Genomic DNA, 21,590 nt, shown 5'->3' with positions numbered 1-21,590 from the left:
CCGGCGTCATCTTGCGCCCTCCACAGGCACGGGCTATCGCGGGTGCAGCAAATTGGCAGGAGCAGACATGACACGACCGATCATCGTTTTCGACCTCGACGGCACCTTGATCGACACCGCGCCTGATCTACTGGAAAGTCTCAATCACAGCCTTGCCGCCGGAGCGCTGCCGGCCGTCGACCATCTCGGTTTCAAGCGTTTCGTCGGCAATGGCGGCCGCGCCATGATCGAACGGGCCTTTGCCGAGAAAAAAAAGCCACTGACTGTCGAAGAGCATGAGCGCCTGCTCAAGCTGTTCATCGATCACTACACGGCCAATATTCCCGGCAAGTCCCGCCCCTATCCCGGCGTCATCGAGGCGATCGCGCGATTCGAGGATGCCGGTTTTCTGGTCGCGGTCTGCACCAACAAATACGAAGCGAATTCCCTTGCGCTGATCGAGGCTCTGGGATTGACCAGGCACTTCACCGCAATCGCCGGGCAAGACACGTTTCCGTTCCGAAAGCCCGATCCCCGTCATCTGCTCAAGACCATCGAACTGGCCGGCGGCGATCCGGCCAAAGCCGTCATGGTCGGCGATTCGAGAACCGATATCGACACCGCCAAGGCGGCAGGCATTCCGGTCGTCGCGGTCGATTTCGGCTATACGGACCGCCATGTCAGCGAATTCGAGCCGTCGGTCGTCATCTCGCATTTTAATGAATTGACCGTCGATCTGGCCAACAGGCTGATTGGTTGATCCACCGGCCGCCTGATCATATACCGCGATACGCCGCGTTCGAGCTTCTATCCCGGCGAATGTATCGACAGAGGCGGCAGCCAACGCTCCACGCTGCGAGAGAACGCCATTTCGCTCGACCTGCCTGAAAAGCCGCGAGCGGCCTTGATCGCGTCCCGGTTCTTCCACGGATCGGGCTTTTTGTTCCGGTTCGGTTTCGGGAGGCAAACGGATGGCAGGGACAGAGAACACCTTTCCCACGATCCGAGACGTACGGGATCGGATGACTTTCACGTTTAACGTGACATTCCACTTTTAAGTTGAAATCTGGAACGTATCATGACATGGTACGGCCTAGAAGGGCAGCATGATCCGTTCGTACAAGGATAAGACGACAGCGGCGATTGCTGCGGGGAAATCTCCGAAAGGTTTCCCTCCCGACCTAATCAAGGCGGCGCGGCGCAAACTGGTGATGATCGACAATGCGGCTGTTCTTGACGATCTGAAATCGCCGCCCGGCAACAAACTTCATCCCTTGGAGAGGGATCGCGCCGGGCAACATGCGATTTGGGTCAACACACAGTTTAGGCTTTGCTTTCGCTGGACCGATGCCGGCCCGGAAGACGTTGAAATAACCGATTACCACGACTGAGGAGAACGTTATGACCACTCTTGGCTTTTCTGTTCATCCTGGCGAAATTCTGCGCGAGGAGTACCTCGTACCGCTCAAGCTCAAGCCTTATACGCTGGCGAAGTATCTCCATGTGCCGCGCACACGTATCGAGCGCCTAGTTGCCGAGCACACCCCGGTCACTCCCGACACCGCGCTTCGGCTGGCTAAGTTCTTCGATACCACGCCGCAGTTCTGGATGAACATGCAGACCGCTTACGATCTGGCCACTGAAGGAGCCGTCAAGAAGGACGAGATTGCCGCTATCGACAATTACGCCGAGGCTCGGTTGGCAGCATAATTCCTCGTACCGAATGCACTCTTTGAAAGACAACAAGAATTGCGGCCCGGCGACGGTGTTTTAAAAGCTCAGATTGCAAATCACTTATTAAGTGACTGGGAGCAAATTGAGAGGATGAAACGCCTTCGTCCTCTTCTCATTGTCCCTCTTTTTGCTGCCGCCGCGGTTCTTGTCGGTATTTTCAACTTATCTTCTTTGGCTAGCTTACGAGAGCAGAGCCCACAAATATTAATGGCTTTTTGGTCGTTATGGGACTTGGCTTGGGCTTGGCTTTTAACACCGCCCCTATGGGCAACGATTACGGCGCTCTGCATTATGACGGTCGCTTATGTTGCTAGTCTACTCCCCTTGGATCAATGGTTGTCCATTCTTTGTTTTCTTTACTGTGGAGACTATCGCACAGCGCAATTCAAGAAAATCGTCGATGACGAGGGCATTTCTGCCCTCAAAAAGTCAGTACTGGCAAGGCGGGTTTTAAAGCAAATCTCATGGGAGCCGTTTCCGCCCCCTCCACTCCCGCCATTTACAAGTTCCGACGAAGCCACAACAGCGATGAGTAGTGATCAATGGTACATTTACGCCGACCGCCTTTGGGCTTTCTCCCCACGGACGAAGTTTCTAGACATCCTCATGATGGCGAGGCTTGACCAATTCGATATCGATCAGAAGTTTCTAAATCGAATAAACCAGGCCATTTCGAATGCCGGCAAGCGCGCGTATGATAATCGCGCCTCATGGGAGAAATATGAACGAGGCCGCTACTTCCCAAATGACGAATCGCGGAATCGTTGGCATGAATGGCGGGTAGAAGCAGACGAGGCTAATCGATTGCTTCCCGAATTGAAGTCCGCGCTGGAAACTCAGGCAAAGGCATGGGAACGCGCCATCGATGCTGACACTCGGACGCAGTTGTTAGAAGACATTGGGGATGAGATGTTCCCTTAGCTGTTGTTAGGTTTGTCCAATACAGTAGCCATATTGTTCTAGACCACGCCATTCCACTTGTCAGATGCCGCATTCTGGACAAAATTGATCGTCTGTTTTGCGACCCATCGTCAGCGAGGAACGTATTGCCGGTGATATTCACCTGTGTTGTCCGAGGAAAGACTGTCGAGAAGAGCGGCTGATTCACTATTGCCACCCTTCCTACGTTTCCTTTAAGTATCAACGTCTTTATGTAGTTCGACGCACTGTCGATATTGATGTCGATGCCGTAGTTGACAGGATTTTTATCCATCCGCCATTCAGGTTGACGCGTGTACACACATGGGCGACGTGGATGCGGCGCTATGGCGGCCTGCTGGCCACCGGGACATGGAGAGACGCGGTTTCGGCCCGATTCTACGAGCACGTCGTAGCATCGGAAGAATCAAAGAAGACTGATTTGCTGCCGGCGCCCGTGAACAAACGAGGAAACAGTCCACGGAAAATCCGCGGATTTCCATGCCAAGTTCTGCCGATGGTCTCCGTTCCTTGCCGGATAGCAAAAACGGAACTCGCAATAAGTGACTGAATATGCTGTAGAAAATGGTGGGCGATGCAGGGATTGAACCTGCGACCCCACCCGTGTGAAGGGTGTGCTCTCCCGCTGAGCTAATCGCCCGAAACCGCCGGTAAGGCAGTCTGCGCCGCGATATAAGGGAGCCGCATTGCGGAAGTCAACTCCCCTGATCGCGCATAGCGCAATGCCCTGCGCAGTCCCGCCGCGAAGGTCAGGTCGCAGGCTGGCGAACCGCCTCTGTCGCCTCGAAAGCCTGCTCGACATGCGCATCGCGACCATAGATGTCGTTGAAATATTCGACCTTGCCCGCCATGTCCGGCCAGGCCGTGAAATAAGCCACGTAAACCGGAATCTTGCGCGTGACCTTTGCGCGCGAATGGCCTCCCTTGAGGTCCTGCGCGATCTGGTCGACCGAGGTGCCCAGCACTTCCGCCGCCATTCCACGCGGGTCCTGCAGGCGCACGCAGCCATGGCTCAGCGCCCGCACGTCACGCTTGAAGAACGATTTCTGCGGCGTGTCATGCATGTAGATGGCATGCTTGTTGGGAAACAATATCTTGAGTTCGCCAAGCGCGTTCGCTTCACTCGGCAATTGGCGAACATTGTAAGGGACCTTACCGCCGAAACGGTTCCAGTTGATTGAGGAAGACGGGATTCGCCGCCCTTTGGAATCCGTGACTTCGTAGCCGGCGCGGTCAAGATAACCCGGATCGCGCCGCAACCGGGGCAACATCTCGTTGACGATGATCGACTGCGGAACGCCCCAATAGGGATGGAAAACCACCTCCTCGATCTGATCGTAGAAGAACGACGTCTGGTTGGTGGTGCGGCCGATGACCACGCGCGTCTTGAGCTTTTCCTGCCCGCCTTCGATATAGCTTGCGGTAAAGGCGGGCTGGTTGATGAAAACGCGCGGGCTGCCGAGATCGGAGGGCAACCAGCGCAACTCCTCCATCGCGATCTTGACCTTCTCCAGCCGGTCGGCCTTCGACAATCCGGCCAATGCACCGACCGTGCGCGGACCGATGACGCCGTCCGTTTTCAGGCCTGCCTTTTTCTGCGCCGCCTCGATGACGGGAACCAGTTCGGGCGTGTAAGTCTCGCTGGTGGAAAGGACCGCCAGGGTCGGCCCGTAGCGGCCACCCATGTCGTCGTCGAGATTGCGGGCGATCAAGGTCAGCAGCTTGGGCAGTTCGGCGCTTGTTTCACCGGGCTTCAGCAGCAGATCCGGATCGACGACGATCTCGTTCTCGGAGCTTTGCTCAAGCGCCTCAAGCTCCACGCGCAATGCCTGGAATTCCGGATTCTGCGGATGCCGCGATTCGAGATAGGTGCGCACTTCCTCGGTATGGGCCAGCGCATTGAGGGCACCCACGAGATCGAGCGGCTTGGTGGGGAAATCGTAATAGGTGGAAATACGGCCCGGATCGATACGGCCATTCTGCGCGTCGTGGATATAGCGCAGAACACGCGCCGACAGCGCCATTTCGAACTGGATCAGGTTCTTTTCACGATCCGGCCCGGCGGCGTCGGCAGCCGGCGCCTCGACCGAATAATCGGATGGCACCAGCCCAAAACTGTCCGCCTCGCCGAGCACCCGCAAAGCCTCGTCGGCTCGCGCGTTCGGCCTTGTTCCCGTGACCCAGATGAAATCGGGATGTTTGGAATAATAGGCGACGAGGGCTTTGCCGATATTGCCCTCGGCATAAAGATCATAGCCATCCAATCCGCCCAGCGCGTTCCGAAAAACGGAATCGGCGGCATCCGGCGCAAAAGCCGCGTTTTGCGGCGCCGCCACCAAGGCTGCGAAATCCACCTTCTTGAGCGAATCGGCCTTGTAGGTGTTGTAGGTCGGGCTTGAGATGCGCTTGACCGGAACCGCCCGGTGCACCTTGGGGGCCGGCGGAAATTTCCCGCGCGGCTCCTCATGGCGCGGCTGGTTGCGGAACAGCATGTCGAAAAGCCCTTCCGCGCGCGCCTGCGGAATACCGAAAGCAAGCGTTGCCGCAAGCGCGGCCAAAGGCAGCGTGAGGGACTTCTTTTCGAACGACTTCATGGATCACCGCTCCGGCAGGTGCCGGTCCTCTGCGCGCCGCTGGACGATTTCGCCGATCACCTGGAGGGATGTATCAAGCGACTATACCGATTCATACGGATTTCGTTAAGCATTCATAAATTTTCGAAATATGCTGATGCAACGACGTCACAACCGCGTGACGACCCGAAACGGAAGGAGCAGCCATGAAAAAGGGATACCGTCAGCTTCTGGATGAAGCCAATGCCGAGATCGAAGCGGTCTCGCCGCAAGATGCGGCGCGCCTGCTTGATGACGGGAACACGGTCTTCATCGACTTGCGCGATCCTCGCGAACTGGAGCGGGACGGCAAGATACGCGGCGCAAAACACGTTACGCGCGGCATGCTGGAATTCTGGATCGACCCGGAAAGTCCTTATCACAAGCCGTTCTTCGCCTCCGGCAAGACATTCCTCTTCTATTGTGCCAGCGGCTGGCGCTCGGCGCTCGCCACCAAGACGGCGCAGGATATGGGCCTGTCACCGGTCAAGCATATAGAGGGTGGATTTGGAGCCTGGAAAAAGGCCCGCCTGCCGGTCGAAACAGTTGAAAAGAAGGAGTAGGCCGAGGGCGTCAGCGATCCCGGCTCATTCCCTTTTCCTGTAGTTCATCGAGATAGGATTGCCAGCGGCTTTCCTTTTCTTCGCCCAGCGTGCGCAGATAGGCCCATGTGAAAATGCCGGTGTCGTGGAAATCGTCGAAGGTGATGCGCACGGCATAATTGCCGACCGGTTCGATCTTGACGATCGTCACGTCCCGCTTGCCGGGCACTGTCACGCGCTGGTCGGGCGAATGGCCCTGCACCTCCGCCGATGGAGACAGCACGCGCAGCATTTCCGCCGGCAGTTCAAACGGGCCATGGCCGGGAAATGTCACGGCCAGAAGCTTGCGATCCTTGGAAACGCGCAGTTCGGTGGGGGCAGTCATCGTCGTTCCTGACTTGGTGGTGACGTTGCGGTCAGCGCCGTGCCGCAAACAACATGAAGGTGGGGCGCTGGCGCTCCTGCGCCAAGGCCGGATTGGCTTCGATCTGGGCATCACTCGGCCCCCATTCTTCCAGATGGGTCAGCGCAAATCCCGCCTCAAGAAGAAGACGCGTATAGGTTCCGATGGTCCGGTGCTGCTTGACCACGCCCGGCGCCAGCCAGTTGGTCACGCGCGCGCCCTCAACCAGGTAATCATCCACCGGCCATGTCGGGCGGCCTTCGGCATCCGTCACCCAGCCGGGCCGCGAAGGTGCGGTCAACAGGGGATGCTCGGCCGAAAAGACCAGACATCCGCCGGGCCGCAACGCCGAATATGCGACACTGAACAGCCGTTCGAACCCCGCGACATAATGAAACGCCAGCGAGCTATAGACCAGGTCGCAGGATTCCTTCGGCAAGGAGAGCTCTTCCAGGTCGGCGCGAACATAACGGATCGCGCCGCCATGCGTCTGCTGCCGTGCCCGTTCCAGCATGTTGTGCGATACGTCGACGCCGAGAACCTTTGCCGCGCCCTCGCCTCTGGCCCAGCGGCAAAACCAGCCGAAGCCGCAACCGAGGTCAACGACGCTCTTGCCGCCCAGCGGCGGAATCAGCGCCCGCAAAGACGCCCATTCCGGCGCGCCCTCCAACCCGTCCACCGAGCGCGGCAAGCCGCTATAACCCTGAAAGAATTCCGGATCGTCGTAAATGTTCTGCGTCATGGCCTGCTGTCTGGATCCTGGCTATCTGCCCCGGCAATCGCTGCATGTTGTGCGCCCGCGAAGCGCGTTCCGGCAAGTCGCTCCGAAAACATGACCGAAGGTCGAACCCGCCCGTCTTGAACCAAAGGCTGGATCGTATCACATAGTCATATATAACGAAGCCACGATGCGCATGGAACGTCGTTACGATGCCGGCATGCGTCAGCAGCGAAGGAACGTCAAATGGATATGGTCGACCCTTTCGGCCGCACGATCAGCTATCTGCGCGTTTCCGTCACCGATCGCTGTGACTTCCGCTGTGTCTATTGCATGGCCGAGGACATGACCTTCCTGCCGAAGAAGGACCTGCTTTCGCTGGAAGAGCTCGACCGGCTTTGTGCCGTCTTCATTGAAAAGGGCGTGAGGAAGCTCAGGTTGACCGGCGGCGAACCGCTGGTGCGCAAGAACATCATGCATCTGATTCGTGAGCTTTCCCGCCACCTCAAGAGCGGCGCGCTGGACGAACTGACGCTGACCACCAACGGCTCGCAGCTCTCGCGCTTCGCCACGGAACTGGCCGATTGCGGCGTCAGGCGCATCAATGTGTCGCTCGATACGCTGGATGCCGACAAATTCCACGCCATCACCCGCTGGGGTCATCTGGACAAGGTTCTCGCCGGCATCGATGCCGCGCAGGCGGCCGGCATCAGGGTCAAGCTGAACGCGGTCGCGCTGAAAGGCTTCAACGACGTCGAAATCCCCGAAATGCTGCGCTGGGCGCATGGGCGCGGCATGGATTTCACTGTGATTGAGACCATGCCGATGGGCGAGATCGACGAAGATCGCACCGATCAATATCTGCCATTGTCGCTGCTGCGCGCCCAGTTGGAGCAGCAATTCACGCTGACCGACATTCCCTACAAGACCGGTGGCCCGGCGCGTTATGTCGAGATAGCCGAAACAGGCGGGAAACTCGGCTTCATCACGCCGATGACGCATAATTTCTGCGAGAGTTGCAACCGGGTGCGCCTCACCTGCACCGGCACGCTCTATATGTGCCTCGGGCAGGACGATGCCGCCGATCTCAGAGCGCCGCTGCGCGCCTCGGAAGGCAACGACCTTGTGGCGTCGGCAATAGATGAAGCGATCGGACGCAAACCGAAAGGCCATGATTTCATCATCGATCGCCGCACCAATCGGCCCTCGGTTTCCAGGCATATGAGCGTTACCGGCGGCTGACCGGCACCGGCTTTCCGGTTCACGATCTGTGGCCCATCGCTTTGCCGTTGCTGACCGCGCAAGCGCTGCTAGAGCATTGGCCGACCGGCAATCGGAATCGCTCTGGTGTCCCTGCCCCCAAATCTTCGCGGCGCACTGTTCATGGTGGTGGCCATGGCGGTGTTCACCGCCAATGACGCGATCACCAAACTCGCTTCCGAATCCATGAATATCGGCCAGATCATTCTGGTCAGGGGGCTTTTCGCTTCCGTGCTCATCGGGGCGATCGCCTGGCAGCAGGGCGCCTTGAGGTCACTGCGCGCCGCCCTCCACCCGCTGATCCTTTGGCGCACGCTGGGAGAAGCCGGCGGCACGATCACGTATCTCGTCGCGCTTTCGCATATCCCTCTCGCCAATGTGTCGGCCGTGCAGCAGGCGTTGCCACTGGCCGTGACCATCGGTGCCGCGCTGTTCTTCGGCGAGGGCGTCGGCTGGCGCCGCTGGCTTTCCATTGCCGCCGGCTTTACCGGCGTCATGATCATTGTCCGGCCCGGTTTCGAGGGCTTCAGCGCCTATTCGCTCCTGGTCATGGGTTGCGTCGTCTTCTGCGCCGTCCGGGACCTCGTCACCAGGCAGATCACCGAGGACGTCCCGACATTGCTGATCTCCACCGTGACCGCGGTTGCGATCACCCTGCTCGGTGCTGTCCTGACCCCGCCGATGGGAGGCTGGACACCGATGGCGCCGCGCGAAACCGGGCTGCTGGCATTGGCCGCCGTGCTTCTGTTCATCGGCTACCAGTTCATCATCAAGGCGATGCGCGTCGGCGACGTCTCCTTCATCGCCCCGTTCCGCTACACCGCCCTGCTCTGGGCCATCCTGCTCGGCGTCGTCATCTTCGGCGATTTCCCCGATATCCCGACCGTCGCGGGCTCGATCGTCATCGTCTGCTCCGGCATCTACATGCTTTATCGCGAGCGTACCGTCGGCAAACACAACACCGCCGCCGAAAGCACTGGACCGGCCATGGCTCCGGACGGCATATAGGCATGTCTGCCTGAGTCATCGCCGAGCATTGCAAGGAGCCTCACCCGAATGACACAACGCGTCTTCGGCATCACCGGCTGGAAAAATTCCGGCAAGACAACACTGACGGAACGACTGGTGGCCGAACTGACCCGGCGTGGCCGGCGCGTGGCGACGGTCAAGCACGCCCATCACGACTTCGACATCGACAAGCAAGGCACCGACAGTTTCCGCCATCGACAGGCGGGGGCTTGTGAAGTCGCCATCGTGTCCAATCGCCGCTGGGCGCTGATGCATGAATTGCAGGGCGAGGATGAGCCGACGCTGGCGACGATCCTGGCACGGCTCTCGCCTTGCGATCTCGTCCTGGTCGAGGGCTACAAGCGCGAATCCCATCTCAAGATCGAGGCGCGCCGCCGTGAAGGAAAAAGCAAGGAACCCCTGGCGGCCACCGATCCCCACATCGTCGCCATCGCAGCCGACCATGCACAGCCTGGCGAGACGCTGCCTGTCTTCGATCTCGACGACATAGCAACCATGGCCGATTTCGTCGAACGGGCAACCGGATTGATTGAACAATAGCTGCGTCGTAAGAAAACGGCACAACGAGTTGAAAGGATTTGGATATGGCAAGTGTGGCTTTCCTTGGTCTCGGTGTCATGGGCTTCCCCATGGCCGGGCATCTCAAGAACAAGGGCGGCCATGACGTCACCGTCTACAACCGCACCACCGCGACCGCGGAAAAATGGGTGGCGCAACATGGCGGCGCGCTGGCCGATACGCCTGCAAAGGCGGCTGAAGGCAAGGATTTCGTCTTTTCCTGTGTCGGCAACGACGACGATTTGCGCTCCGTGACCATCGGCGAAAATGGCGCGTTTGCGGCCATGAAGAAGGGCGCGATCTACATCGACAACACCACGGCATCGGCCGCCGTCGCGCGCGAACTCGCGGACGCGGCAAAGCAAGGGGGCTTCTCCTTCCTCGACGCGCCGGTTTCCGGCGGTCAGGCCGGTGCGGAAAACGGCGTGCTGACCGTGATGGTCGGCGGCGAGCAGAGCGCGTTCGACAAGGCCCGCCCCGTCGTCGACGCATTTGCCCGCATGGTCGGCCTGATGGGGCCGGTGGGCGCCGGCCAACTCACCAAGATGATCAACCAGATCTGCATTGCCGGGCTGGTGCAAGGCCTGTCCGAAGGCATCCATTTCGGCAAGAAGGCCGGGCTCGATATCGAAAAGGTTGTCGAGGTGATTTCCAAGGGCGCCGCCGGCTCATGGCAGATGGAAAATCGGCACAAGACCATGAATGCCGGAAAGTATGACCACGGTTTCGCTATCGACTGGATGCGCAAGGATCTTGGCATCTGCCTCGACGAGGCCAACCGCAACGGCGCAAGCCTGCCGGTCACGGCGCTGGTGGACCAGTTCTACAAGGACGTGCAGGCGATGGGCGGCAGGCGTTGGGACACTTCTGCCCTGCTCGCCCGGCTGGAGCGGTAAGCGCCCGGCAAATCCGTTTGATCGCGCCGAACGCAGCCGGCTGTCAGGCTGCGTTCGCTCCTGATTCCTTGTCCAGAACCATATAGTCCAGCGGCATCTCGGTCGTGTATTTGATCTGCTCCATGGCGAAGGAGGACGACACGTCGCGGATTTCGATCTTGGCGATCAGCCGCTTGTAGAACGCATCATAGGCGGCGATATCCGGCACCACGACGCGCAGCAGGTAATCGACATCGCCGCTCATGCGGTAGAACTCGACCACTTCGGGAAAGTCCTGGATCACCTCCGAGAAGCGCCTCAGCCACTCATGGCTGTGCGAGTTGGTGCGGATCGACACGAAGACGTTGACGCGCACATTGATCTTCTCGGGGCTCAGCACCGCCACGCGGCGGCGGATGACCCCCTCTTCCTCCAGTTTCTGGATTCGCCGCCAGCAGGGCGTCGTGGACAATCCCACCTTCTTGGCGACATCGGCGACGGCCAAGGTCGAGTCCTCTTGCAAAAGCCGCAGAATTTTTCTGTCGAGGCGGTCCATGAATGCATCTCCGGAATGATTTCCCTATCATCCGCCATATACCGCCCATTACAAGAAAGAAATTCTGAAAAATCCCGCGTATACGAGTGATATTTTGCGCGTTCGTCAACCAATTCGATGCCGGATTTCCGCTCTCAGGAAAGGCAGCAAATCCGTTTCGAACCAGGGATGGCGCTTGAGCCATCCTGTATTGCGCCATGACGGGTGCGGCAGGGGCAACACCTTACGCTCGGCCTGCGCATCCCAGACCGCTCGCCACGCCTGCACTGTTTCGGTCAGCGAAGCCCGCCGCAACTTGCCCATATGCCAGGATTGGGCATACAGGCCGATGGTCAGCACAAGGTCGATCTGCGGCATGGCCGCCATCAGCGGTTCGCGCCAGGCCGGCGCGCATTCGCGGCGTGGCGGCAGATCCGATCCCTTTGCATCCTGACCGGGAAAGCAGAACCCCATCGGCACGATGGCGAACCTGGCCGGATCATAGAATTCTTCCGGGCTGACGCCGAGCCAGTCTCGCAGCCTGTCGCCGGAAGCGTCGGTGAACGGCCTGCCGCTGGCATGCACCTTGGTGCCCGGCGCCTGGCTGGCGATCAGGATGCGCGCCTCGCGCGACGCCACCACCACGGGTCGCGGTTCGTGCGGCAACGGCTTGCCGTGCGGGTTGTCAACGCAGATGCGGCACGCGCTGATTGCGCCAAGCAGTCGATCGAGGTCAGTCATAAGGAATCAGGCGCGGGCACTGGGACGGCCGGAAACGGCCTTGTGCCAGCGCAGCACATTGCCGCAATCCTCCGGCACGGCGATGCGGGCCGGCTTCATGAAATCGACAGCGATCATACCGGTGATGTCAGCAACCGAAAAATTATCGCCGGCGACGAATTCGCGGTCGGCCAATTCCGTGTCGAGCAGTTGCAGGAAAGCCAGCGCCTTCGGCTTGTTGGCTTCGCCCCATTCGGGAATTTGCGGCACCTCCCATTCCTTCATCGCCGGATGGATATGCCGGAAAGCCTGCGCAACGGCGTGAAACAGATTGAGTTCGACACGCCTTTGCCACATCTCGACCAAGGCCTTGCCAAGTGCGCCCTTGCCGAACAAGGCAGGATCGGGCTGAAGTTCCTCGAAATAGCGGCAGATGGCGATCGATTCAGTCAGGATCGTGCCATCGTCCAGTTCCAGCACCGGCAGACGCTGCAACGGATTTCGCGAGGCGACAGCCTGTTGCCTGTGCTCCATCGCGCCCATATCCACCGCAACGAGCGGTATCTCCATGCCCTTTTCCGCCAAGAAGACGCGCACGCGGCGAGGATTGGGCGCGCGGCCACCGTCGAAAAGCTTCATTTGCGTCTCCTTATCGTCACCGCAATCATAGGACCTTCATCGTCAGAAACGAAAGAGTTCACGTAGCCGCGTCAACAACGATGGCCGCGTATGATCGCGCATCTCGGTTGTCGCGTCCGGCCTTTCGTGCCGTCGCCGCCACTCCTGCGGCCGCTCGAAACTGCCGGCCCAGATGCCGCGCCCATCGGCCCGCGCCGCTGCCTCGTCGTGCTCGAAATCGCCATAGGCGACCGCCCACCCTGAAAGAACGAGTTGCCGGTTGAGGTTCGTATCGCCTGCGCTGCAATCGCCCAGCAGGCGGCCGTAGCGATCCAGCCGCGAGCCATCGCAAGAGACCGGACGTCCGGCTATGAGTTTTGCCAACGCCTGCCGTGCCTGCTTGCCGCACGCATAATCGGTGCCGTCTTTTCGGCAAAGCTGGGCGGTTTCCGGTGCATCGATGCCGCGCAGCCGCACACGCGTGCGGCCCAGCCTGATCGTGTCGCCGTCGACCACCGAAGCGGCCCCTGTTTCAGTGCGCCTGTCACGCTCTTCAAGCCGCGCCACGAGAAAAGCCAGAAGCAGCAGCAGGCCGATGGCAAAGCCATAATCGGCAAGCTTGCGCCACAGGTTTCGCCAGGGCGCCGGACGCCTTTGCCGCCGCCTTGCACGCCAATTCCGGTTCATATGGCAAACAATGTCTTAATCATTGCGAGATAGCGTTGACGACTGAGTTCGGCGCCCGCGTAAGTTGAATTTTCATGTCGTTGCAACGCTCGAATACAGCGGACAAAATCATCGTGGACCGCTCCAGGCGTCACCGCAACAGCGATGTCGCGCGCACCGTGAGGCAGACGCGCGATCGCCTCTCGCAACGGGTCGGCAATCCGGCTTTCGATCGCGAACTGCTGAAGCTGCATGCCCGCGCGATGATCGGCAGCGCCACCGCCATTCCGCTTCTGGTGGTGGCGATTGCCATTGCCGGCCTCTTTGCCGGGCTGAGCGGCCAGGTGCTGGTTTGGGCGCTGCTGACCGTCTTGTGCTACACCGGCGTAACGATCATCGCGCGCCGCATCGACGAGACCGGCACTTTAGACATCAAGCCTGCCCGCACGCGCCGCAACTTCCTGTTTGCCCATTTCGTCAGCGGCCTCGGCTGGGTGTATTTCGCCACCGTCGGCTGTGGCGACTGCGCATTCGATCAGTTCCAGGTGGTCAAGGCCGTGATCATGCTTCTCGCCATGGCGGCGACCGCTATCATGGCGGCATCGCTGAGCGGCGCGTTGATCGCCACTTTCGGCCTGCCCATCCTTGTCTATGCCTATGCCGGCGCTCGCCTCGATATGCCTTCCGAAGCCATCATGGTCGCATTGCTGGTCGTGGCCCTACCCTTCTTCTCCTATGTGGCCTATCACCTGAATCGCTCGTCAGTGATGTTTCTGTCATTTCGTTCGGAAAACGACGCGCTCATCGCCGAACTCGAAACCGCCAAGGCGATGTCGGACGAGGCGCGCCGGCGCGCCGAGGAAGCGAACCTGGCGAAGTCGCGCTTTCTGGCATCGATGAGCCATGAATTGCGCACCCCGCTCAACGCCATATTGGGATTTTCGGAAGTCATGGGCAATGAGGTGCTGGGGCCGATGGGCAACCCTACCTATCGGGATTATGCGCGCGACGTGCACGATTCCGGCCAGCATCTGCTCGATCTCATCAACGAGATTCTCGACCTGTCGCGCATCGAGGCCGGCCGTTATCAACTTCATGAGGAACAGATCGCTCTGCTTTCGATCGTCGAGGATTGCTGTCATATGATGGAGTTGCGGGCGCGCAACAAGGACATCCGCATCGTGCAGGATTTCGAATCCGTGCTGCCGCGGCTTTTTGCGGACGAGCGCGCGGTGCGCCAGATCGCGCTCAACCTTCTTTCAAACGCGATCAAGTTCACCCCGTCCGGCGGCGAGGTCCGGGTTCGGGTAGGCTGGACGGCAGGTGGCGGCCAATACATTTCGGTAAAGGACAACGGTCCGGGCATTCCCGCCGACGAGATCCCGGTGGTGCTGTCGGCTTTCGGCCAGGGCTCCATCGCCATCAAGAGCGCCGAACAAGGCACCGGGCTTGGCCTGCCGATCGTGCAGGGTCTGCTGGCCATGCATGGCGGCGAGTTCGAGCTTCTGTCGAAGCTGCGCGAGGGCACCGAGGCAATCGCCATTTTCCCGCCGACGCGCGTGCTAGAAGAATTGCCGGCGATGCCGACGCAAATGACAACGGCTGTCGGCGGGCGGCGGCGATGACTCTGCCATGGCGACGATCAGGGGCGTGCCGGAACCTCGGCCAACCCCGAGGCGATCTGCGCGGCAGCTTTGACCAGGCCCGCAGCAAGCGCCGCGCCGACACCACCCTGCGTGGTCAGGCCAAACTCAAGCAGCGGCCTTAGGCCAAACTGCTGAGCAGCCTTTTGACCGGCCGCCCCCACGGGTAGATTCGCCAGCATGCAATGGTCGAGCGCCGCCGCATTGGCGGCCTTGAGCACCGCGGCCGCAGCCAGCGCCGGCAGGCCGTCCAGCAAGACCGGAATCTTTTGCACGCGCGCCGCGACAATGGCGCCGGCAATAGCTGCGAATTCGCGCCCGCCGACACGCCGCAACGCCTCGAGCGGATCTCCCAGATGCCCGCGGTGAAGTGTGAGCGCGGCATCCACCGCTTCGATCCGACGCGTCGTCATCGCCACATCGGTGCCCTCTTCCACCCATTCGCCAACATTGCCATTCAACATTGCACTCAACAATGCTGCCGCCACAATTGAATTGCCCACGCCGAGATCGCCAAGGCAAAGAAGATCGGTGCCACCGGCGACCGCTTCCATGCCGAAGGCCATGGTCGCAGCACAGCCGCGCTCGTCAAGCGCCGCCTCCTTGGTGATATCGCCGGCCGGAATATGCAGGGCAAGATCGAAAACCTTCAGGCCAAGATCGTGTGCGAGACAAACCTGATTGACCGCTGCACCGCCTGCGGCGCAAAGCTCGACCGCCTCGGCGGTCGCCGTCATGGGCTGCGTCGAAATCCCGTTATGAGTGGCAATGCCGTGATTCCCGGCAAAGACTGCGACAAGCGGCTTTCTGATAACCGGCGGGGAAAGCCCGCTCCACGCCGACAGCCATGTCGCAATCTCTTCCAGCCGTCCAAGGCCGCCTTGTCGGCTGCGAGACTGCCCCAATATTGCCATTGTGCCGCTTCGCGCCGCCTCATTTGCGGGCGGTAACTCAACAATCAAACTGCGAATATCGTCGAAGGGCAATCCGCTGGTCATGATATCATCCATCTGGTTGTTATTAGCGCAATAACTGCCCGCTACCGTCGAGACAATCGCAATGGCGTCCCTGGCCAAGCCTGCGGCGATTTTGGGCAGGCTTGCATTGCCATTCAAGTTGCACCATGTGGAAGGTAACGCGGAACAAATACCATGACAGCCATTGAATCTCCTTGCATTCTTGTCTGCTCCATCGACATGAAAACGGGCTATTGCTTCGGCTGCGGCCGCACGCGCGATGAGATTTCCGGCTGGCTGGACATGACTTCTGAAACGCGCAGGACCATCATGGCCGAGTTGCCGGCGCGGCTGGAAACCGTCGAGCGCAAGCCGCGCCGCGAGACCCGCCGTGCCCGCATGGCGCGCGAACGCGGCGAGGTCATCGGATCTTGAACGGCCTGCTTTGGGTTCTGCTCGCCATCATTGCAGCTACGGCTATCCTGTTGATTTTCAACAATTCCGCCGGCAGTACATTCGGAATCGAAAATCATGATTTCAGCCAACTCGTCTGGCTCGGCCTGTTCGCTGTCGTGATCGGCGCCGGCCTGCTTCGCTCCCACCGCTCCATGGGCGGCATGGCGCGGCAGTTCGGCGGTTGGGTATTGATCGTGCTGGTGCTGATTGCCGGCTATCAATACCGCTACGAATTGCAGGACTTCGCAAGCCGGGTGACGGCCGGCCTCGTTCCCGGCAGTCCTTTGGCGCTCGGAACCGAGGACGGCCGTGCGACTGTGGCGCTCGACAAAGCGAATAACGGCCATTTTGAAGCGCGCATAGAAGTCAATGGCAAGCCGATCCGCGCTGTTGTTGACACCGGCGCCACGTCAACCGTGCTCGCAGCCCCGGACGCTCGCGCCGTTGGCATCAACCCCGATCAGCTTCGCTATACGGTGCCGGTGTCGACGGCCAATGGCAGGACCGAAGCGGCGGCCGTCAGGGTCAGCGAAATCGGCATCGGCGCGATCGTGCGGCACGACAAGACGGTGCTTGTCGCCGCACCGGGAACGCTGGGCACCAGCCTGCTCGGCATGGATTTTATCGGTTCGCTATCGGGCTTCGATGTGCGCGGCGACCGCATGATCCTGCGTGATTGATTTAGAGCGCCGTGCGTTCAATTGAATGCACAAAGGACGCTCTAACACTTTGATGGAGCACCGGAATAATCCGAAAGCGATAACGACTTTTCGGTCCGATACTCTGGCTACATTCAGGCCGCAACCTCCGCGGTGTCGAAATCGAGCGCAGCAAAGGCCGCATGCAGGACCTCCGGCCCCGCGCCTGGTTTGGCGGCATTGGTGGAGAGGACTTGCCGCCAGCGCCGCGCGCCCGGCATGCCATGGAACAATCCAACCATATGGCGCGTCACATGGCCAAGTCTTCCGCCATCCGCAATATGACATCCGGCGTAATCGGCCATCGTGTCGATGACGCGAGAAAGATCGAGGGCGACGGAAGGCTCTCCATAGAACGCTGTATCGACACCGGCGAGGATACCAGGCATATGATAGGCGGCGCGGCCAAGCATCACGCCATCGACATGCCGGCGATGCTCCAGCCCTTCATCGATGGATTGGATACCGCCGTTTAATCCGATGAATCTATTTGGGTATTTTTGCTTGAGCCTATACACTCGTCCGTAATCGAGCGGCGGAATATCGCGGTTCTCCTTTGGGCTGAGTCCTTGCAGCCACGCCTTGCGGGCGTGGACCCACAGCGCATCGGCCCCAGCCTCGAAAACCGCCCGCGCGAGCCTGTCCAGCGCCTCCTCCGGGTCCTGATCGTCAACCCCGATGCGGCATTTGACCGTGACCGGGATCTCGACCGCCATCTTCATGGCGGCAACGCATTCGGCTACCAGACCCGGCGTTTTCATCAGGCAGGCGCCGAATGTCCCTGACTGCACCCGGTCGGACGGACAGCCGACATTGAGATTGATCTCATCATAACCGAAACAGGCACCGATCCGAGCTGCCTCGGCAAGTTTCCGTGGGCCGGACCCACCAAGCTGTAACGCGGCCGGATGCTCGGCTGTATGAAAGCCCAGCAGACGCTCGCGCTTCCCATGGATGACAGCGTCCGCAACCACCATTTCGGTGTAGAGCAAGGCATGGCGCGTCAACTGGCGATGGAAATACCGACAGTGCCGGTCAGTCCAGTCCATCATCGGCGCAACGGCGAAAACAGGAGCCTTGAAATATCTGCTTTTTCCTTTTTTATCAGGCTCTTGTGGCATTCTTTTCTCCGTCTCGTTCACGCTCGTTTTGTACCAAATCCGCCGGTTTCGGAGCTGGACTTGGCACAATGTACCAAATAGAATCCCCGTGTACCAAATGAGGAAGCGATAATGGGCACAATTACCGCGCGCAAGCGCAAAGATGGCAGCGTCGGCTACATGGCGCGAGTGCGGGTTATGCGGGATGGCGCAACCTATCATGAGACGGAGACTTTTGACAGACGTCCAGCCGCGGCGGCTTGGATGAAAAAGAGGGAGCGTGAGCTCGCAAAGCTAGGCGCCATCGACGAAATCAAGGCGGCAGATCCGACATTAGCCAAGGCCATCGACAGATACACCCAAGAGTCCATAAAGGAGATCGGTCGGACGAAGGCACAAGTGCTCAGAGCGATCAAGAACTACGCGATAGCCGATATGCCCTGCTCCACCATCAAGTCGAGAGACATCATCGAGTTTCTTCAATCGCTGACGAGCCAGCCCCAGACAGTGGGCAACTATGCCAGCCATCTCGCCGCGATATTCGCTATCGCGCGGCCGATGTGGGACTACCGGCTGGATGATCGGGAGATGAAAGATGCGATTACGGTCGCACGCCGTATGGGCATCATTTCGCGATCCGTTCAGCGCAATCGGCGACCGACTCTCGAAGAACTCGACAAGCTGCTGGCTCACTATGTTGAACGGCGCAAAAGGACCCCCCAAGCTATGCCAATGCACAAGGTCGTCGCGTTCGCGCTCTTCTCGACCCGGCGACAAACTGAAATCACGCAAATCGCTTGGGACGACTACCAGAAGCAGCACAAGCGCGTGCTCGTGCGCGACATGAAGCACCCTGGTGAGAAGATCGGGAATGACACGTGGGTCGACCTTACGGTCGAAGCCATTCGAGTCATTGAAAGCATGCCCAAGAATAGGGCGGAGATCTTCCCCTACTCGGCCGACGCCATAACGGCGAATTTTACCCGGGCGTGCAAGCTGCTTGGCATCGATGATCTGCACTTCCACGATCTACGGCACGAGGGCATTTCCCGTCTATTTGAGATGGGCTGGAACATCCCTCATGTGGCGGCAGTCAGCGGTCATAGGTCCTGGGTTAGCCTCAAGCGCTACACCCACATTCGCGAATCTGGAGATAAATACGCAGACTGGGGCGGGCTGGACCTCGCAATTGGCAACGCATGAGATCAAGAGACACATATTGGTTGCCGGAGTCAGTGCTGATTGATAACAGCATCCTTGTCGAATTCGAGGCCCTAACCAGTCACGGACGGCGCAACAGCCCGCTATTGCGGACATCTGCGGACCTTGGCGAGCGCGCTGTCCTTGTAGCCAACGAGCATCGGCGTCGATTTGGTCCTGATGGGCCCAATTGACGCCGGTCAGATTCGCTTTTCTGCCGGGAGCAGCTTTGAGCCATCCGGTAGCAGTCGCCCTCCATCTCGAATCCTGCGCCGATCCTATCGCCGCCGATGGTGGCGATTTCCTGATTGCGCTTATTCACTGTTTATATCGATTCAGAAAAGTAGTCCGTCGGGCATACGCAACAGCAGGATGTTTGCCATGAGCCACCAGAATCCGGTGCAAATCGCCGCTCCCGCAGCAATCCAGACGACCCACGTCGACAGCGGTGGGCGATCGTAGTTCGCAATTGCCGTAATTGTGATGAAGGCGGCTATGCTCGTGACCAAGAAGCCGATCATGGGCACAAGAAACACCCATAACAACATGACCGCACCCAACAGCAGGCGGCGATTGCCGCCCATGTCGAGCGCTAAGACGATTCGGTCTGCCGGGCCTGCCAAGCCTACCGGACGCTGTATGTTTTGGACGATTAAGAGCAGAGAGAAGATCCCGAGCGCAACTGCAATCGTGCGAGGGAAAACTGAGCCGAGCATCGACATCTCGGAAGCCCCCATCCAGATCCCCAACCCAAGCACCAGAAAACCTGCGGCGAAGGCCACAGCTGCGATGTCGCGGATCTTTATCGCGGGATCGATCGACGCGTCGGTGTCGTCGGAAGCAGGAACGGCTTCCAGTTGCTTGCGTCGCTTGGCCTTCCAGTCAGCCCAAATGGGAAAGACCAGAGTGATTAGTGCGGCGACGACGATCCCGATGCTGATAGGGCGGCCGAAGAACATCTCGGGCAAGCGGCCTGAGGCATTGCCAATGAGCCACGTCTGAACAAATCCCTGCTCTGCGATCGACCCGAGAACAAGACCGAGGACAATTGGTGACGGCTGGAACCCATAGCGACTCAGGAACCAGGCGAGTATGCCTAGTCCGACCATGAGTTGAGCGTCTTCCACATTCGAGTGAATCGCAAAGGAGCCGATGATTGTGAGCAGGGCGACCGTAGGCGCAAGCACTGCCTTGGGCACCTTGACGATGGAGGCATAAGCATAGCGTCCGATCAGCAAACCAACCGGCAGCATGAGTAGGGTGGCGATGAGCAGTCCCCAGATGAAGGTGTAGACGACAGGCGCATCCGTGGTGAAAAGCGTCGGCCCGATCTTAATCCCTTGCACGAGTAGCGCGCCGAGGATGATCGCATCGGGTGGGGTGCCGGGGATGCCCAGAACCAGCGTCGGGACGAAACCTCCTCCAACCGTAGCGTTGTTCGCAGCCTCGGTTGCGATAATCCCATCCGGATTGCCTTTGCCGAACGTCTTGGGCTCGTTTGATGATCGCCGCGCCTCTGAATAGGACACCAGACCGGCGATGGAACCACCGGCTCCGGGCAGTATTCCTATCACCGTTCCTATCACGGACGAGCGCAGTAATAGGAACTTGCGCTTGGTGGTCAACGCAAATCCCTCCCTCAACCGAAGCCCTCCTTGAGCGGATGGTTTGAGATGCGGTTCGGCGGTCGCGACGAGATCCAAGATTACCGGCATGCAATAAAACCCGATGATGGCCGAAGTCAGATCGATACCACCAAGAAATCGCTGCATCCCGAGCGTATAGCGAATATCCCCGCCCACGACGGCTACGCCGATCAGCGACAGAAACAGTCCAATGCAGGCCCCGATTAACCCTTTGATTGTATTGCCGACCGACAAGGCCGCGATAAGCGTAAGGCCGAAGACTGCAAGCCAGAAGTACTCAGTCGGGCCGAATGTGAGCGCGACTTTCGCCAGTGGCGGTGCTAGCAGAAGTAGCGCAACCGCCCCAACGATCCCGCCGACCACCGAGGCAATGGTGGCGATGGACACCGCCAGACCGCCGTCACCTCGCTTGGCCATCGGAAAGCCATCAAATGTAGTCGCGATCGACGACGGGGTTCCTGGCGTATTGACTAGGATCGCCGCGAAGGCACCCCCGTATATAGCGCCGGTGTAAATCGCGCCGAGCGCAATGAGGCCGGCGGCCGGGTTCATGGTGAACGTGAATGGGACAAGCACGGCAACCGCCATGGTTGCCGAGAGCCCAGGCAACGCGCCAATCACCGTCCCCAGCGCCACGCCAGCGAGCGCAAGGATGAGGTTAAGTGGTGTAAGAGCGTCCAAAAGATAGCCGAAGATGTCCATC

23 protein-coding genes and 1 tRNA gene are annotated in these 21,590 nt (G+C 59.6%); 13 read left to right on the top strand and 11 right to left on the bottom strand.

The annotated features are described in order from the left end of the window. The first annotated feature begins 67 nt into the window (after nucleotides 1–67). The 4 genes from BFN67_RS04855 to BFN67_RS04840 all read left to right on the top strand — a co-directional run bounded on the left by BFN67_RS04855 (nucleotide 68) and on the right by BFN67_RS04840 (nucleotide 2,634). Nucleotides 68–739: a phosphoglycolate phosphatase gene (locus tag BFN67_RS04855; protein WP_080918516.1), complete on the top strand. Its 672-nt coding sequence runs from the start codon at nucleotides 68–70 to the stop codon at nucleotides 737–739. Between the two features lie 346 nt (nucleotides 740–1,085). Further along, nucleotides 1,086–1,370 carry a type II toxin-antitoxin system RelE/ParE family toxin gene (locus BFN67_RS04850; protein ID WP_080918515.1) on the top strand — a complete coding sequence of 95 codons (285 nt, stop codon included), beginning with the start codon at nucleotides 1,086–1,088 and terminating at the stop codon, nucleotides 1,368–1,370. Nucleotides 1,371–1,380: 10 nt separating this feature from the next. Continuing rightward, nucleotides 1,381–1,689, top strand: coding sequence for a HigA family addiction module antitoxin (locus BFN67_RS04845; protein ID WP_080918514.1), 309 nt, complete (start codon nucleotides 1,381–1,383; stop codon nucleotides 1,687–1,689). A 114-nt stretch (nucleotides 1,690–1,803) separates the two neighbouring features. Next, the gene (locus tag BFN67_RS04840) at nucleotides 1,804–2,634 is read left to right on the top strand and encodes a hypothetical protein (RefSeq protein WP_080918513.1); all 831 of its coding nucleotides are present in this window, start codon (nucleotides 1,804–1,806) and stop codon (nucleotides 2,632–2,634) included. Between the two features lie 583 nt (nucleotides 2,635–3,217). On the opposite strand, the gene BFN67_RS04835 is transcribed toward BFN67_RS04840, so the two are convergent. After that, nucleotides 3,218–3,292: transfer RNA gene (locus BFN67_RS04835), tRNA-Val, on the bottom strand. Nucleotides 3,293–3,401: 109 nt separating this feature from the next. Further along, a complete protein-coding gene (locus tag BFN67_RS04830; protein WP_080918512.1) occupies nucleotides 3,402–5,246 on the bottom strand; it encodes a L,D-transpeptidase family protein in 1,845 nt (614 codons plus the stop codon). A gap of 185 nt (nucleotides 5,247–5,431) precedes the next feature. On the opposite strand from BFN67_RS04830, the gene BFN67_RS04825 reads away from it, so the two are divergent. Next, a complete protein-coding gene (locus BFN67_RS04825; protein WP_080918511.1) occupies nucleotides 5,432–5,827 on the top strand; it encodes a rhodanese-like domain-containing protein in 396 nt (131 codons plus the stop codon). 10 nt (nucleotides 5,828–5,837) lie between these two features. Here the strand turns inward: BFN67_RS04825 and BFN67_RS04820 are convergent, their stop codons facing one another. Together BFN67_RS04820 and BFN67_RS04815 are read right to left on the bottom strand one after the other, a co-directional pair. Beyond that, nucleotides 5,838–6,191, bottom strand: coding sequence for a gamma-butyrobetaine hydroxylase family protein (locus BFN67_RS04820; RefSeq protein ID WP_080918563.1), 354 nt, complete (start codon nucleotides 6,189–6,191; stop codon nucleotides 5,838–5,840). A 31-nt stretch (nucleotides 6,192–6,222) separates the two neighbouring features. Then, entirely contained in the window at nucleotides 6,223–6,951 is a 729-nt protein-coding gene (locus BFN67_RS04815) for a class I SAM-dependent methyltransferase (protein WP_080918510.1), read from the bottom strand. 222 nt (nucleotides 6,952–7,173) lie between these two features. Between BFN67_RS04815 and moaA the strand changes: the two genes are divergently transcribed. The 4 genes from moaA (at nucleotide 7,174) to BFN67_RS04795 (ending at nucleotide 10,670) form a co-directional block, all read left to right on the top strand. Next, on the top strand, nucleotides 7,174–8,169 hold the full coding sequence (moaA, locus tag BFN67_RS04810; protein ID WP_080918509.1) for a GTP 3',8-cyclase MoaA: 996 nt from the start codon (nucleotides 7,174–7,176) through the stop codon (nucleotides 8,167–8,169). A gap of 105 nt (nucleotides 8,170–8,274) precedes the next feature. Further along, nucleotides 8,275–9,195: a DMT family transporter gene (locus BFN67_RS04805; protein WP_080918508.1), complete on the top strand. Its 921-nt coding sequence runs from the start codon at nucleotides 8,275–8,277 to the stop codon at nucleotides 9,193–9,195. A gap of 48 nt (nucleotides 9,196–9,243) precedes the next feature. After that, nucleotides 9,244–9,756, top strand: a complete 513-nt coding sequence (mobB, locus tag BFN67_RS04800) for a molybdopterin-guanine dinucleotide biosynthesis protein B (RefSeq protein ID WP_080918507.1) — start codon at nucleotides 9,244–9,246, stop codon at nucleotides 9,754–9,756. Between the two features lie 44 nt (nucleotides 9,757–9,800). Then, complete coding sequence (locus tag BFN67_RS04795) at nucleotides 9,801–10,670, top strand: NAD(P)-dependent oxidoreductase (RefSeq protein ID WP_080918506.1); 870 nt, start codon at nucleotides 9,801–9,803, stop codon at nucleotides 10,668–10,670. A 43-nt stretch (nucleotides 10,671–10,713) separates the two neighbouring features. Here BFN67_RS04795 and BFN67_RS04790 read toward each other — a convergent pair whose 3' ends face one another. From BFN67_RS04790 to BFN67_RS04775, 4 genes are all read right to left on the bottom strand, one after another. Beyond that, a complete protein-coding gene (locus tag BFN67_RS04790; RefSeq protein WP_080918505.1) occupies nucleotides 10,714–11,205 on the bottom strand; it encodes an Lrp/AsnC family transcriptional regulator in 492 nt (163 codons plus the stop codon). 105 nt (nucleotides 11,206–11,310) lie between these two features. After that, nucleotides 11,311–11,925 carry a uracil-DNA glycosylase family protein gene (locus BFN67_RS04785; protein ID WP_080918504.1) on the bottom strand — a complete coding sequence of 205 codons (615 nt, stop codon included), beginning with the start codon at nucleotides 11,923–11,925 and terminating at the stop codon, nucleotides 11,311–11,313. 6 nt (nucleotides 11,926–11,931) lie between these two features. Beyond that, nucleotides 11,932–12,543 (bottom strand): glutathione S-transferase, encoded by a 612-nt coding sequence (locus BFN67_RS04780; RefSeq protein ID WP_080918503.1) that lies wholly within the window; start codon nucleotides 12,541–12,543, stop codon nucleotides 11,932–11,934. Between the two features lie 42 nt (nucleotides 12,544–12,585). Next, on the bottom strand, nucleotides 12,586–13,209 hold the full coding sequence (locus BFN67_RS04775; protein ID WP_080918502.1) for a thermonuclease family protein: 624 nt from the start codon (nucleotides 13,207–13,209) through the stop codon (nucleotides 12,586–12,588). A 74-nt stretch (nucleotides 13,210–13,283) separates the two neighbouring features. Between BFN67_RS04775 and BFN67_RS04770 the strand changes: the two genes are divergently transcribed. Then, the gene (locus BFN67_RS04770; RefSeq protein WP_080918501.1) at nucleotides 13,284–14,813 is read left to right on the top strand and encodes a sensor histidine kinase; all 1,530 of its coding nucleotides are present in this window, start codon (nucleotides 13,284–13,286) and stop codon (nucleotides 14,811–14,813) included. 17 nt (nucleotides 14,814–14,830) lie between these two features. On the opposite strand, the gene BFN67_RS04765 is transcribed toward BFN67_RS04770, so the two are convergent. After that, complete coding sequence (locus BFN67_RS04765; protein WP_080918562.1) at nucleotides 14,831–15,829, bottom strand: nicotinate-nucleotide--dimethylbenzimidazole phosphoribosyltransferase; 999 nt, start codon at nucleotides 15,827–15,829, stop codon at nucleotides 14,831–14,833. Between the two features lie 153 nt (nucleotides 15,830–15,982). Between BFN67_RS04765 and BFN67_RS04760 the strand changes: the two genes are divergently transcribed. Both BFN67_RS04760 and BFN67_RS04755 read left to right on the top strand, forming a co-directional pair. Beyond that, a complete protein-coding gene (locus BFN67_RS04760; protein ID WP_080918500.1) occupies nucleotides 15,983–16,222 on the top strand; it encodes a DUF1289 domain-containing protein in 240 nt (79 codons plus the stop codon). Continuing rightward, a complete protein-coding gene (locus tag BFN67_RS04755; RefSeq protein ID WP_080918499.1) occupies nucleotides 16,219–16,923 on the top strand; it encodes a TIGR02281 family clan AA aspartic protease in 705 nt (234 codons plus the stop codon). The genes BFN67_RS04760 and BFN67_RS04755 overlap by 4 nt, the downstream gene beginning before the upstream one ends. A 113-nt stretch (nucleotides 16,924–17,036) precedes the next feature. Here BFN67_RS04755 and dusA read toward each other — a convergent pair whose 3' ends face one another. Next, nucleotides 17,037–18,062 (bottom strand): tRNA dihydrouridine(20/20a) synthase DusA, encoded by a 1,026-nt coding sequence (gene dusA, locus BFN67_RS04750; RefSeq protein WP_080918498.1) that lies wholly within the window; start codon nucleotides 18,060–18,062, stop codon nucleotides 17,037–17,039. Between the two features lie 111 nt (nucleotides 18,063–18,173). On the opposite strand from dusA, the gene BFN67_RS04745 reads away from it, so the two are divergent. Then, nucleotides 18,174–19,244, top strand: a complete 1,071-nt coding sequence (locus tag BFN67_RS04745; protein ID WP_080918497.1) for a site-specific integrase — start codon at nucleotides 18,174–18,176, stop codon at nucleotides 19,242–19,244. Between the two features lie 332 nt (nucleotides 19,245–19,576). Here BFN67_RS04745 and BFN67_RS04740 read toward each other — a convergent pair whose 3' ends face one another. After that, entirely contained in the window at nucleotides 19,577–21,589 is a 2,013-nt protein-coding gene (locus BFN67_RS04740) for a tripartite tricarboxylate transporter permease (RefSeq protein ID WP_080918496.1), read from the bottom strand. Nucleotide 21,590: the final 1 nt, after the last annotated feature.

It is taken from the genome of Manganibacter manganicus, assembly GCF_002075885.1.
Taxonomy (GTDB): Bacteria; Pseudomonadota; Alphaproteobacteria; order Rhizobiales; family Rhizobiaceae; genus Mesorhizobium; species Mesorhizobium manganicum.
This window is presented reverse-complemented; position numbering and strand designations above follow the sequence as displayed.